At 36.5% G+C, this 13333-nt stretch carries 11 protein-coding genes; 9 read left to right on the top strand and 2 right to left on the bottom strand.

The window, feature by feature from the left end; all coding sequences use genetic code 11:
- The first annotated feature begins 13 nt into the window (after nucleotides 1-13).
- Nucleotides 14-457: a GNAT family N-acetyltransferase gene (locus AACZ92_RS06360; protein WP_339698561.1), complete on the top strand. Its 444-nt coding sequence runs from the start codon at nucleotides 14-16 to the stop codon at nucleotides 455-457.
- A gap of 10 nt (nucleotides 458-467) precedes the next feature.
- On the opposite strand, the gene AACZ92_RS06355 is transcribed toward AACZ92_RS06360, so the two are convergent.
- Entirely contained in the window at nucleotides 468-908 is a 441-nt protein-coding gene (locus AACZ92_RS06355; protein WP_339698558.1) for a type I restriction enzyme HsdR N-terminal domain-containing protein, read from the bottom strand.
- A 91-nt stretch (nucleotides 909-999) separates the two neighbouring features.
- On the opposite strand from AACZ92_RS06355, the gene holA reads away from it, so the two are divergent.
- Nucleotides 1000-2004 (top strand): DNA polymerase III subunit delta, encoded by a 1005-nt coding sequence (holA, locus tag AACZ92_RS06350; RefSeq protein ID WP_339698555.1) that lies wholly within the window; start codon nucleotides 1000-1002, stop codon nucleotides 2002-2004.
- Nucleotides 2005-2022: 18 nt separating this feature from the next.
- Here the strand turns inward: holA and AACZ92_RS06345 are convergent, their stop codons facing one another.
- Nucleotides 2023-2394, bottom strand: coding sequence for a DoxX family protein (locus tag AACZ92_RS06345; protein WP_339698552.1), 372 nt, complete (start codon nucleotides 2392-2394; stop codon nucleotides 2023-2025).
- A gap of 204 nt (nucleotides 2395-2598) precedes the next feature.
- Between AACZ92_RS06345 and AACZ92_RS06340 the strand changes: the two genes are divergently transcribed.
- From AACZ92_RS06340 to AACZ92_RS06310, 7 genes are all read left to right on the top strand, one after another.
- Nucleotides 2599-6495 carry a choice-of-anchor I family protein gene (locus AACZ92_RS06340; RefSeq protein ID WP_339698549.1) on the top strand — a complete coding sequence of 1299 codons (3897 nt, stop codon included), beginning with the start codon at nucleotides 2599-2601 and terminating at the stop codon, nucleotides 6493-6495.
- Nucleotides 6496-6590: 95 nt separating this feature from the next.
- Nucleotides 6591-7493 carry a 1,4-dihydroxy-2-naphthoate octaprenyltransferase gene (gene menA, locus AACZ92_RS06335; RefSeq protein ID WP_339698546.1) on the top strand — a complete coding sequence of 301 codons (903 nt, stop codon included), beginning with the start codon at nucleotides 6591-6593 and terminating at the stop codon, nucleotides 7491-7493.
- Nucleotides 7494-7563: 70 nt separating this feature from the next.
- On the top strand, nucleotides 7564-8244 hold the full coding sequence (locus AACZ92_RS06330; RefSeq protein WP_339698543.1) for a metal-dependent hydrolase: 681 nt from the start codon (nucleotides 7564-7566) through the stop codon (nucleotides 8242-8244).
- The gene (locus tag AACZ92_RS06325) at nucleotides 8245-9288 is read left to right on the top strand and encodes an o-succinylbenzoate synthase (protein WP_339698540.1); all 1044 of its coding nucleotides are present in this window, start codon (nucleotides 8245-8247) and stop codon (nucleotides 9286-9288) included.
- Nucleotides 9289-9306: 18 nt separating this feature from the next.
- The gene (locus AACZ92_RS06320) at nucleotides 9307-10263 is read left to right on the top strand and encodes a CPBP family intramembrane glutamic endopeptidase (protein ID WP_339698537.1); all 957 of its coding nucleotides are present in this window, start codon (nucleotides 9307-9309) and stop codon (nucleotides 10261-10263) included.
- 10 nt (nucleotides 10264-10273) lie between these two features.
- A complete protein-coding gene (locus AACZ92_RS06315; protein ID WP_339698534.1) occupies nucleotides 10274-11341 on the top strand; it encodes an AMP-binding protein in 1068 nt (355 codons plus the stop codon).
- 101 nt (nucleotides 11342-11442) lie between these two features.
- Nucleotides 11443-13239 carry a von Willebrand factor type A domain-containing protein gene (locus tag AACZ92_RS06310; RefSeq protein WP_339698531.1) on the top strand — a complete coding sequence of 599 codons (1797 nt, stop codon included), beginning with the start codon at nucleotides 11443-11445 and terminating at the stop codon, nucleotides 13237-13239.
- The last annotated feature ends 94 nt before the right edge of the window (nucleotides 13240-13333 follow it).

Genomic DNA, 13333 nt, shown 5'->3' with positions numbered 1-13333 from the left:
ATCATTTAGAAAAATGATTAGAGCATATTCATATAAGGATAAAACAAAAGTATTAGAGCTTTTACAATTAAACATTCCTGAATTTTTTGATGCTTCTGAAGAAAAAGATTTAGATTATTATCTTGAGCACGAAATAGAAGATTATTTTGTAGTTGAAGAAGATAATATAATAATTGGCTCTGGCGGAATTAATTACCTTACTACAGAAAAAATTGCCCGAATTTCGTGGGATATAATTAATCCTAATTCACAAGGAAAAGGAATAGGTAAGAAGTTACTACAACATCGCATTAATCACTTGAAAGGGAATCAAAAAGTAAAAATAATCGAAGTGAGAACGAGCCAACTTGTGTATCAGTTCTATGAAAAAATGGGTTTTATATTAGAAAATGTTGAAAAGAACTTCTGGGCAAAGGGGTTTCATTTATATCAAATGAAATTAAAGAATAAAGATTGATTCTTGTCTCCTACTTAACAGGAAGATCTCTTAAAAAAATATACTTTTCATTTTCATAATCCATTTGGCAATAGTAATGTTCTAATCCATTTGTGACCATTAAATACGTAGCGTTAGCGACCAAGTTGTATCGTGCAATTTGATCAAAAGTTTGTTGTGTTATAGAAATAGAAGGCGCTTTACACTCTACAATTAAAAAGATACTTCCGTCTCGATTATAGACTACAACATCATATCTTTTTATCGTATCCTTAACCTTAAGTTGCTTTTCAACATTAATTAAAGATTTTGAATACTTTTTTTCTGAAATCAAAAACCGAACTACATGTTGCCGAACCCATTCTTCAGGAGTGAGGATTATAAATTTTTTCCTAATTTCGTCAAAGATCAATGTTTTGTTTTCGCTACTTTTGAAACGAAACTGATATTTTGGAAAGTTTAACTGATGCATATAGCAAAGTAACAGTTTCCTTTAGTAGGTTCAAAATTTGCCCGAAGCGTTTTTTCAAATAAATTATAAATCAAAAGCCTCACGTTTAAGCATGCCCTTAGATAAAGCCAAAACCATTATAAACGATATAAAAAGCGGAAACATAAAACCCGTTTATTTTTTAATGGGTGAAGAACCCTATTATATTGATGGCATTGCAAATTATATTGAGGATAAAATTCTTTCAGAAGAAGAAAAAGGGTTTAACCAAATGGTTCTGTACGGTCGTGATGTTACTATTGACGAGATTGTGAGTAATGCCAAACGATACCCCATGATGGCCGAAAGGCAAGTGGTGATTGTAAAAGAGGCACAAGACCTTTCCCGAACCATTGAGAATCTGGTAGCTTATGTTAAAGATCCACAACCCACCACGGTATTGGTGCTTTGCTACAAGTATAAAAAACTAGATGCTAGAAAAAAGCTAGCCAAGGAAATTAAAAAAACCGGTGTTCTTTTTGAAAGTAAAAAACTGTATGAAAATCAAGTTCCCGATTGGATTAAGCGAGTTTTAGCGGGAAAAGGGTATACTATTACGCCTAAAGCCGCGCAAATGCTTACAGAGTTTTTGGGTAATGATCTAAGCAAGGTAAACAACGAACTGCAAAAACTGCAACTCATTATACAGCCTGGTGAGCAAATAACCCCACAACTTATTGAACGTAACATTGGGATAAGCAAAGACTTTAATAACTTCGAACTACAAAACGCCATTGGTGCACGCGATATTAAAAAGGCATATTCCATAGTTCAATATTTTGGGCAAAACCCGAAAAATAATCCAATGGTTATGACGGTGGCACTCATGTATTCATTCTTTTCAAAGCTGCTAAAATACCATGCATTGAGTGATAAAAACCAAGCTGCAAGAGCATTAGGAGTGAGTCCTTATTTTATTAAAGATTACCAACTTGCAGCTCGCAACTATCCCATGAAAAAAGTAAGTGCTATAATTAGTAGCATTCGTGAGGTGGATATGAAAAGCAAAGGTGTTGGCGCCGCCAATATTGAACAAGGCGGCTTATTAAAAGAAATGTTAGTCAAAATTTTCAATTAACTATCTTGTCTTTATCAATTACTTTCTATCCAACGAAAACCGTCCCGAACCTAACAATGCGATTGCCGTAAAACCAAATAAGTAAAGCAAAGCCATCTCTTTAGTGCCAAGCGGGTCACTTCCATGAACAATAAAAGCAGCAACTGCCATAGTAATTATGGTAGGAATAGCTGCAATTCGTGTTTTTAACCCTAGAATAATAAGTAAAGGGCAAATAGCTTCGCCAATTACAGTTAAAATTAAAGAAACGGTAGGTCCTAACCCAATAGGATCGCCAAACTGAATATCACCTTGAATAAGGTTCAGTAACTTCGGGATACCGTGTGTAAGCATCATCCCTGAAAATGTTAAACGTAAAAAAAGTAAGCCAAAATGATAGGTAGAATTCATAATATGGGGTTAGAGTAGTTAATAGCTATAAAAATAGAAATTTAATTTATAACTATCACCCTAACTTTTTTTTTACCTAAAATTAATATATCTCTCTCATCTGCTATCATATTGTAAAATTCTTTACACTAATTTAAATTTTAGCTAAGACTGCTAATACATACTCCTGCTACTTTAGCTTCAAATTAAAACCAAATTGATATAATGAAAAAAATTACTTTTTTTGCAGCTTTCTTCATGAGTGCTGTTGCATTTTCACAAATTGAAACCATTGCAGAAACAAGCTTTGAAGAGCCTGCTATTGGTAGTCAATATACCGATACGGGAGACGCTTCGGTTGCACACGACCTTATAAATAATACAGATGAGGCACCGGTAGACTTTACACAAGTAGCTACTGAAATAGGTTTCGATGCCAAATATGAACCTTATGATACGCCAAGTAGCGGATTAACAGATGGTGATTTTGTAGGTGTAACCGATTTTACGGGCGATGTAACAAACTACACCGACGGAATTCAAGGTTATCAAATGTCTGATACGGATGGAAACATGATTGTTGAATTTGACGCTGTAGACTTTACAGGTTATACAAACAATACTATATCGGTTGATTATTTTGTAAACGAAACCGGTTATGAAGGTGACGGTACTGTAAACGAAAGTAGCAATGATCGCATTCGTATTTACGTTATAGATGAAACAAATAGTACTGAGGTCGATATCCTTAATACGGAAGGAACTGATATTAATGATTTAAGCATTGAAGGTGCTTGGATAACTGAAAGCATTTCAGTACCTGATAACATTACAGCAAAATTAGTTGTTGAAGTACGCACCAATTCTTCTTCTGAAGCGCTTTACCTTGATAATATCAAGTTTGAAGGAGAACCTGCTGCAAATCCGTTGGAACTTACCATTACTGAAATCTTTTCTGGACAAAGCGGAACCGATTTAACAGCAGATTGGTTCGAAATCACAAATAATGGAACAGTAGCTTGGGAAGCGGGCGTAAGTGAAGATTTATATTACGATGATGAATCTGCTGAACCGGCCGATGCCGATATCATTCAAGGAATTACTGAAATTCAGCCAGGTGCTAAAGTGATTGTTTTAATTACAGGTAACATGGCAGATGTTACCACATTTACAGATGTTTGGAGCCCCGTAATAGATTTAACAGGTGTTCAAGTAGGGTATACCGACGGTGCCGGTTTAGGTGGCGGCGGAGATGCTGTTACTTTATGGTTAGGCGATCCTGCGAGCACATCGGCAATTGATAGTGCTTCATACCCAGATACCGATGCTAATGATGGTCAGTCGTACGATATTGAACTAGCTGCTTTTAGTGTAGTTGGTAATGCAAATGGAGCTGTCGAAACTATTGCTCAAGGTGGTGACGCTAATGATGTACCTAATATTGCTTCCCCAGGTGATGGTGCTTCTTTAGCATCATTCGAACTTACCATTACTGAAATCTTTTCAGGACAAAGTGGAACCGATTTAACAGCAGATTGGTTCGAAATTACAAATAACGGAACAGTAGCTTGGGAAGCGGGCGTAAGTGAAGATTTGTATTACGATGATGAGTCCGCTGAACCAACCGATGCCGATATCATTCAAGGAATTACTGAAATTCAGCCAGGTGCTAAAGTAATTGTTTTAATTACAGATAATACGGCAGATGTTACCGCGTTTACAGATGTTTGGAATCCCGTAATAGATTTAACAGGTGTTCAAGTAGGGTACACAGACGGTGCCGGTTTAGGTGCTGGTGGGGATGCTGTAACACTATGGGCAGGCGATCCTGCGAGCACTTCGCCAATTGATAATGCTACATACCCAGATACTGATGCTAATGACGGTCAGTCATACGATGTTGAACTAGTTGCTTTTAGTGTAGTTGGTAACGCAAACGGCGCTGTAGAAACTATTGCTCAAGGTGGTGACGCTAATGATGTACCTAATATTGCTTCCCCAGGTGATGGTTTAGCTGTTTCACAGACTGTTATAGCTTTTGATGAAGCATATAATTCAGTTTCTGAAGATGCAACAGAAGTAACAATCACAGTAACCCCTTCAGAAGCTGTAGCTATTGAAGCTACCGTAGATGTAATATTGAATGGAGGCGGAACAGCAGTTGAAGGAACCGACTTTACCTTTACTGCTTCCGAAACAGTAACTTTCCCTGTTGGAAGTGATGCTGCTCAAACCATAACAATTCCTATTCTAGACAATACAGATGATAACAGCGATGTGTTTTTTGTAATTGAATTAGAGAATGCGATCAATGCAATTGTTTCGGGGAATGACGTTCACTCAGTATATATTTTAGATAATGATACCGTGGTTCCAGAAACGGATGCTTCTGTATTAGACGTTAATTACCTCGCTAGTTATTTGGTAGATGCAGATGGCACTGCCGAAATCACTGCTTACGATGCTAGTACACAACGATTATATGTAACCAATTCAGCTTCAATTGAAGTAGTAGATTTTTCAAATCCTGAAAATATTCAGCCGTTAGCTACTGTAAATGTATCAGATTTTGGCGGAGTAAGTGTACAGAGTGTGGCTACTAAAAATGGTATCGTAGCAGCTGCTGTTTCAGTAGATCCTGTAACAGACAATGGTTTGGTTTTATTTTCAGATCTTGATGGAAATAACCCAGTAGCTGTTGAGGTTGGTGTTTTACCTGATATGATTACATTCTCACCCGATGGAAACCTATTATTATCAGCAAACGAAGGTCAGCCAAGTGATGATTATTCAATCGATCCTGAAGGGACCATTTCAGTAATTGATGTAAGCGGAGGTTTAGCTTCCATTACACAAGCAAGTGTAACTACGCTTAACTTTAATGCTTTCGATGCTTCCGAAGCAGATTTAATTGATGCTGGTGTTCGTGTTTTTGGTCCGGGAGCTTCCGTTTCACAAGATTTGGAGCCTGAATATATAGCTGTTTCGGCTAATTCTCAAAAAGCATATGTAACGCTTCAGGAAAACAACGCTTACGCAATTGTAGATCTTGTAGCTATGGAAATTACAGATGTTATTTCTTTCGGATTAAAAGATCATAGTCTTCCTGAAAATTCATTGGACCTTTCAGATGAAACAGATTTTATCTTCAATGCTTCGTGGCCAGTAAAAGGGATGTATATGCCAGATGCTATTTCCTTTTACGAAGTGAACGGGACAAGTTACATCGTTACAGCAAACGAAGGTGATGCTCGTGAGTATGATACGTTCGAAGAAGAACGAAAAATTGGAGATAGCGATTATACGCTAGACCCTGCAGTCTTCAGTAATATTGACATTTTAGAATTAGACTCAAATCTGTCTCAAATAGCCGTAACAAATGGTTCTGGAGATGCTAATGGTGATGGGTTGTTTGAAGAGATTCACATTTTCGGTGGTCGTTCCTTCAGTATTTTTGAAGCGGAAACAGGAAACCTAGTTTTCGATAGTGGTAACGATTTTGAAGTTATTACAGCAGCCGATCCTGTTTACGGAGCTATTTTTAATGCAAGTAATAGTAACAACAACCTGAAAAACCGAAGTGATAATAAAGGTCCTGAGCCAGAAGGTGTATTGGTTCAAGAAATCAATGATGAATTTTATGCTTTTATCTTATTAGAGCGTATAGGTGGTGTTATGGTTTACAATATTACAGATCCAGCTAATCCAGTATTCTTACAATATGTAAACAGTAGAGATGCTGTGGAAGGTGGAGATGAAGCAGGCGATTTAGGTCCAGAAGGGATTGCTTATGTAACTGCTGAGGAAAGCCCTAACGGAAAAGCAATGCTTATTGTTTCAAATGAAGTAAGTGCTACGCTAAGTATGTATACGTTAGATAATGTGATACTTTCAACACCGGAGTTTGGAGTTACTTCAGGAGCGGCGTTTGTATTATACCCCAATCCAGCTAATGATCAAGTATTTGTTAGCAAACCAGGAAGTTATAGCATTTTTGATATAAGCGGACGTTTAGTTGTTGAAGCGATTAATGTGGCTTCTATTAATACATCAAGCTTATCAAGCGGGACGTATATAGTGAAAAACGAAGAAGGTATTTCACAAAAACTTATTGTAGAGTAGTTTTAAGTTTACTATTTGAGTGAAAAGCCACCTCTATTTTTAGAGGTGGTTTTTTTATTTAACTGTATTTTTGCAGCATTAAAACCATTGATTGCATGACAAAATTACGTGCCTGGGCTTCTGCAGCCCGACTTAGAACGCTTCCATTGTCCATTTCAGGAATTCTTACAGCGAGTGCTGTGGCTATTTCCGAAGAAAATTTTAACCTTACTATTTGTATTCTCGCAATTATAACAACATTGGGGTTTCAAATACTATCTAATTTCGCGAATGATTATGGCGATGGCGTAAAAGGTACCGATAATGAAGACAGAGTTGGCCCTATGCGAGCGATGCAAAGCGGGATTTTAAAAGCGAAAGACTTAAAAATAGGGATGATAGTTACTGGAGCATTAACACTTTTAATTGCTACTATGCTAATCTTTAGTGCTTTTGGTAATGAAAACTTTTTGCTTTCTTTTATTTTTTTTAACCTGGGTATTGCTGCTATTATAGCTGCTGTTACCTATACGGTTGGTAAAAAAGCATATGGTTATAGAGCGATGGGAGACCTGTTTGTATTTCTATTCTTTGGTTTATTAGGAGTAATGGGCTGTTACTTTTTATACAGCAAAAGTTTGGGAGATTTAGTAGCTATGCCAGCAATAGTAATAGGATTGTTAAGCGTAGCAGTTTTAAATCTAAACAATATGCGAGATCGCCTGTCTGATGCCAAAGTAAATAAAAATACGCTAGCAGTGGTTTTAGGTGCCGTGAAAGTAAAGCATTATCATACTTTCTTAATAATAGGAAGTTTTATTGTTGCATCACTGTATTTTTTACTGAAAGCAGAAACGATATTGGAGTTCATCCCGTTAGTGGCATTTATACCCTTATTTTTAAATGTGGTCAAGGTGTATAAAAACGATTCACCACCGTTATTAGACCCAGAATTGAAGAAAGTAGCCTTAAGTACGTTCTTATTTTCTATACTTTTTTTAATTACAGTGAGCTTATAGCTTTTTTTTTGAAAAACTTTAACGGTTTTCTTTACTGTGCTTAGTATATTTAAAGAAAAAACCAACACCCATGAAAATTACATTCTACGGTCAAAACAGTCTTGCCATTGAAGTTGGCGGAAAACATTTAATTATAGATCCTTTTATTACAGGAAATGACCTTTCAAAAGATAAAGTTGATATCAACAAGTTAAAAGCGGATTACATTTTACTAACACACGCACATCAAGATCACATTCTCGATGCGGAAGCTATTGCTAAAAATACAGGTGCGACTATCGTTAGTAATTTTGAAATTGCCAATCATTATGAAGAAAAAGGCTTTGATGTTCATCCCATGAATCACGGCGGAGGTTGGCAATTCGATTTTGGATATGTAAAATATGTAAATGCTATTCATACCAGTTCATTTCCAGATGGTAGCTATGGCGGACAACCGGGCGGATTTATAATTGAAGGCGAACACAAAAACATTTACATTGCAGGCGATACAGCGCTGACTATGGACATGAAACTGATCCCAATGCAAACCAAGTTGGATCTTGCTATTTTACCTATTGGCGATAACTTTACAATGGGCGTAGACGATGCAATTATCGCGTGCGATTTTATAGAATGTGACAAAGTATTGGGTGTACATTATGATACGTTTGGCTATATAGAAATTGATCACGAAGAAGCCAAAAAGAAATTTTACGATGCAGATAAAGATTTGATGTTGTTAGACGTTGGCGAATCGATAGAGTTATAGATGAGGGCAAGCTACAAAAAACACACTCTCAATTTTAAACGTCCCAGCGGAACTTCCCGGGGCGTTTTGCGTACTAAAGAAACCTGGTTTTTAATTCTTGAAGAAAAGGGAAAATGGGGTGTAGGCGAATGCGGAATTCTACGAAGCTTAAGTATTGACGACCGCCCTGACTATAAAGATAAGCTGAGGTGGGTTTGTGATAATATTGAAAAAGGAAAAGATTATTTGTATGATAATTTAACCGAATTTCCATCCATTCAAATAGGGGTGGAGACTGCTTTTAAATCGTTTCGGGCAAAAGATCCTTTTCAAATTTTCCCTTCGGAATTTTCAAAAGGCTTCAAAGCTATTCCAATAAATGGACTTATCTGGATGGGCGATAAAAGTTTTATGAAAGAGCAAATTTCAGAAAAACTGAAAGAAGGGTTTCGATGTATAAAAATGAAAATCGGCGCAATCGATTTCGATACTGAAATTGAACTGTTGAAAAGCATCAGACAAGAATTTTCTGCTTCCGAAATAGAGTTAAGGGTAGACGCCAACGGCGCTTTTGCAACAGCTGAAGCATTGGAAAAACTAAAAATTCTTTCAGAGTTAAATTTACATTCTATTGAGCAGCCCATTAAACAAGGGCAATGGCAAGAAATGGCACGATTGTGTGAAGAAACACTACTTCCTATTGCGTTGGATGAAGAGTTAATAGGCGTGTTTTCTTCCGAAGGAAAAAAGAAGCTCTTACAAACCATACAACCACAATACATTATTTTAAAACCAAGTTTAATTGGAGGCTTTCAAGGCAGTGACACTTGGATTGATTTGGCCGAACAAATGGGGGCAGATTGGTGGATAACTTCAGCTTTAGAAAGCAATGTAGGTTTAAACGCTATTTCGCAATATACTTTTACAAAAAAAGTTACCTTGCCACAAGGTTTAGGAACAGGTAGTTTATACACCAATAATATAGATTCACCCCTAAAAGTATGTAACGGAAGCATACAATATGATACTAACGAACAGTGGGACCTGTCCTTACTAAACAAATAAAAATAAAACGGAAATTTAATGTTTATAAAGCAAGCTTTTAACTACTTACACGATTCTTGGCGCTATGTGGTTGGCGCTATTGTAATTTTTTTAGTCTCTCAATTAGGAGCAATTCCTTTTGCTTTAATTACCGCGTTCAAATTAATGCAAGAAGGGGGAGATATTACTTCCTTAGACGATCCGGCTACTTTAATGACGGTTTTAGACTCTAATTTGACACTGTTTTTAATGCTTTTAAGTTTTGTATTTGGATTAATTGCTGTAGTGGTGGTAGTAAAATATCTTCATAAACAGCCTTTAGTTGCTGCAACAACAAGCAGAAAGAAAGTAGATTGGGGGCGTATTTGGTTTTCATTTTTATTAATAGCTATCACAACAATTGTTTTAACGGTAATTGATTATTACGGAAACCCCGATGATTACGTAGTTCAATTTGAAGCGGTACCATTCTTAATTTTAGCGGTTATTGCAATTCTTATGATTCCCTTGCAAACCAGTTTTGAGGAATACCTATTTCGTGGGTATTTAATGCAAGGTATCGGTGTGATGGCAAAGAACAGATGGTTGCCATTGATTATTACATCAGTAGTTTTCGGCGGACTTCACTTTTTTAATCCAGAGGTTGATAAATTGGGTAATATTATTATGGTTTATTACATTGGTACTGGTTTCTTTTTAGGATTTATAACCTTAATGGACGAAGGAATGGAACTCGCCCTTGGTTTTCACGCCGGTAATAATTTAATCGCTGCTTTGTTGGTAACAGCAGATTGGACGGTATTCCAGACCAATTCTATTTTAAAAGATATTTCAAACCCCACGGCAGGATTTGATATTTTAGTTCCTGTCTTGGTTATGTACCCGGTTTTTATAGGTATCATGGCTTGGAAATACAAATGGACCAATTGGAGCGAAAAGCTCTTCGGAAAAGTAACGCCACCCATAAAACCTTCCGAAGAAATTATAGAATCTTAGTTTAAACTTTATGGAACTCCCTTTTCATTCTGCTTTTACCTTCAACGGACTTCAATATGAAACTAGAGAAGAGTTACACAGTTTTGCTGAAAGCTTGCAAAATGAAGGGGATGAATACGAAATTCATATAGGCGATTTTATAATAGCTTGGTTAGATGATACCGACTTCGTAAAAGTAAAAACCTCTGGCTCTACCGGAAAACCAAAAAAGATCCAATTATCTAAAAAGGCAATGGTCAATAGTGCTAAAGCAACGGCTGCCTATTTTAAGTTAGGGAAAGGTACTTCTGCATTACTTTGCTTACCGGCTAATTATATTGCTGGTAAAATGATGCTGGTACGAGCGATGGTCATGGGTTGGAATTTACATGTGGTCGCTCCAGAAAAAGATGCATTAACACAGTATGATAACGATTATGATTTTGTGGCAATGGTACCGTATCAAGTGCATCATTCACTGTCAGATTTAAATAAAGTAAAAAAAATAATCATTGGTGGCGGACCTGTTTCAAAAGAATTGGAAGAGGCTTTACAGTCAGTTTCCACCGAAGCTTTTGGTACGTATGGAATGACCGAAACCATTACACATATTGCTGTACGACGTATTAACGGTCCTGCGCGTAGCGAAACGTTTTCTGCTTTACCCAATGTGAAATTTTCACAAGATGAACGGGATTGTTTGGTTATTTCGGCACCAGATATTTCCGAAGAAAAAGTAATTACGAATGATGTGGTAGCGTTACAATCACCAACTTCTTTTGTTTGGTTAGGACGCTTCGATAATGTAATTAACAGCGGTGGTGTTAAAATATTTCCTGAAAAAGTAGAAGAAAAACTTTCCGAAAAAATTATGGAACCTTTCATCATTGCTTCTGAAAAAAATAATGAATTAGGGGAGCGCGTTATTTTAGTTATTGAAACAAAATCTAATTCTATTCCCGATTACTCTGATGTGTTCAAAATACTTTCAAAATACGAACGACCCAAAAAAATTATTAGCCTTTCTAGATTTCCGTATACCGAAACCGGTAAAATCAAGCGTGGAGCGGTTTTAGAGTTACTTCAGAAATATAAATAATCCTTTCTTTTTAGCTTTAAAAGTAATGTAGTTTTAACTTTGGTTTCATTTTTGATATTTCTTAACTAAGAATAACAAATCACTCTTAAAACCAATTCATTATGAAAACATTTGCTACCCTTATTTTTGCTTTTTTTGCTACAATTGCACTAGAAGCTCAAGAAATCACCGTAACCGGAACAGTAACCGATGAGAGTAACATTCCATTAATAGGAGTGAACGTAGTTATAACGGGATCTAGTAACGGAACACAAACAGATTTTAATGGAAAGTATGAATTAAAAGCTAAAATAGGACAGAAATTGAAGTTTAGCTATGTGGGGTACGAAACCGTAGAACGAAAGGTAAAAGATAAAAAACCTATGAATGTGCAGATGCACACTGGAGCACAACTAGAGTCAGTTGTTGTTACTGCTTATGATGCAAGTCAAATTATGAGATCAAAAGTGTCTGGGGTCCCAATTCCCCGGTCTCCATACCCTGTAAACAATCAAGTTTCCAACAACGAATCATACGATAAGATTGAAGAAAACATTTTTAAAATGGTAACAACTGCACCACTATCTACTTTTTCAATTGATGTGGACAAAGCTGGGTATAGTAACATTCGCCGGATGATAAACAACGGTCAAAAAATACCAAAAGATGCCGTGAAGATTGAAGAAATGATTAACTACTTCAATTACGATTATCCACAGTCAAAACGTAATGAGCCATTTTCTATTACTACAGAAGTAGCCAGCTCTCCTTGGAATACAAACACTAAATTGGTTAAAATAGGTTTGAAAGGAAAAGATATTGCGACTGAAAATACACCAGCAAGTAACTTAGTGTTTTTGCTAGATGTATCGGGTTCTATGAATTCAGAAAACAAATTAGGGTTGTTAAAATCAGCTATGGAAGTGCTAGTTGATAAACTTCGAGAAGAAGACAAAGTGAGCATCGTCGTGTATGCAGGAGCCGCAGGTACTGTTTTAGAACCTACCAACGGTAACAACAAAGAAAAAATAATGGAGGCCATTGACAAGCTAAGAGCTGGGGGTTCTACTGCAGGTGGCGAAGGGATTAAATTAGCATATAAAATAGCTGAAGAAAATTTCATAAAAGACGGTAATAATCGTGTCATCCTTGCTACCGATGGTGATTTTAATGTAGGTGCTTCGAGTGATAGAGCGATGGAAGATTTAATTGAAGAAAAGCGAGAAAGTGGAGTGTTTTTAACCTGCTTAGGTTTTGGAATGGGTAACTATAAAGATTCTAAAATGGAAACTTTAGCTGATAAAGGCAACGGAAACCACGCGTATATCGATACCATGCAAGAAGCGAAGAAAGTATTGGGTACAGAATTCTTCGGGACCATTTATACCATAGCTAAAGATGTAAAACTACAAGTAGAGTTTAACCCTAAAAAAGTACAAGCGTATCGATTAATTGGTTATGAAAACAGACTCTTAAACGATGAAGATTTTAATGATGATACCAAAGATGCCGGCGAATTAGGAAGTGGACACACCGTAACCGCTCTATACGAACTGATTCCGGTAGGGGTGAAAAGTGAATATTTAAAGGATATTGAGGACTTAAAATACACCAATACCATTAATACTTCTAAAACGGATGAGTTGCTTACAGTAAAATTTAGATATAAAGAACCGGATGGGGACAAAAGCAAGTTAATTGTCAAAACATTGAAAGATAACAATGCTGATATAAAGAGGACATCAGAAGATTTCCAGTTTTCTGCAGCCGTAGCGCTGTTCGGACAACAGCTTCGTGATTCTGATTTTATTGCAACTAAAAGTAGAGAAGAGGTTATTCGTTTAGCCGAAGCAGGCAGAGGGAAAGATAAAGAAGGATACCGAGCTGAGTTTATCAGGTTAGTGAAGAGTTATAAGTAATTCTTTTATTTGGCATTCTATTCTTCGTGTTTTCGATACAAATTCGTGATCCCTATCGGGCTCTCGAATTCACTCAAACACCTTTAATTTATAG

The organism is uncultured Marixanthomonas sp. (assembly GCF_963974425.1).
Classification (GTDB): domain Bacteria; phylum Bacteroidota; class Bacteroidia; order Flavobacteriales; family Flavobacteriaceae; genus Marixanthomonas.
The sequence above is the reverse complement of the archived record's forward strand: the minus strand, read 5'-3'. Positions and strand labels throughout refer to the sequence as shown.

What these genes read in the sequence shown, in the direction of transcription:
- AACZ92_RS06330 (WP_339698543.1), top strand. Translation starts at nt 7,564, where the DNA reads ATGAAAATTACATTCTACGGTCAAAACAGTCTTGCCATTGAAGTTGGC.
- AACZ92_RS06340 (WP_339698549.1), top strand. Translation starts at nt 2,599, where the DNA reads ATGAAAAAAATTACTTTTTTTGCAGCTTTCTTCATGAGTGCTGTTGCA.
- AACZ92_RS06360 (WP_339698561.1), top strand. Translation starts at nt 14, where the DNA reads ATGATTAGAGCATATTCATATAAGGATAAAACAAAAGTATTAGAGCTT.
- AACZ92_RS06355 (WP_339698558.1), bottom strand. Translation starts at nt 908, where the DNA reads ATGCATCAGTTAAACTTTCCAAAATATCAGTTTCGTTTCAAAAGTAGC.
- AACZ92_RS06320 (WP_339698537.1), top strand. Translation starts at nt 9,307, where the DNA reads ATGTTTATAAAGCAAGCTTTTAACTACTTACACGATTCTTGGCGCTAT.
- holA (WP_339698555.1), top strand. Translation starts at nt 1,000, where the DNA reads ATGCCCTTAGATAAAGCCAAAACCATTATAAACGATATAAAAAGCGGA.
- AACZ92_RS06310 (WP_339698531.1), top strand. Translation starts at nt 11,443, where the DNA reads ATGAAAACATTTGCTACCCTTATTTTTGCTTTTTTTGCTACAATTGCA.
- AACZ92_RS06325 (WP_339698540.1), top strand. Translation starts at nt 8,245, where the DNA reads ATGAGGGCAAGCTACAAAAAACACACTCTCAATTTTAAACGTCCCAGC.
- menA (WP_339698546.1), top strand. Translation starts at nt 6,591, where the DNA reads ATGACAAAATTACGTGCCTGGGCTTCTGCAGCCCGACTTAGAACGCTT.
- AACZ92_RS06345 (WP_339698552.1), bottom strand. Translation starts at nt 2,394, where the DNA reads ATGAATTCTACCTATCATTTTGGCTTACTTTTTTTACGTTTAACATTT.
- AACZ92_RS06315 (WP_339698534.1), top strand. Translation starts at nt 10,274, where the DNA reads ATGGAACTCCCTTTTCATTCTGCTTTTACCTTCAACGGACTTCAATAT.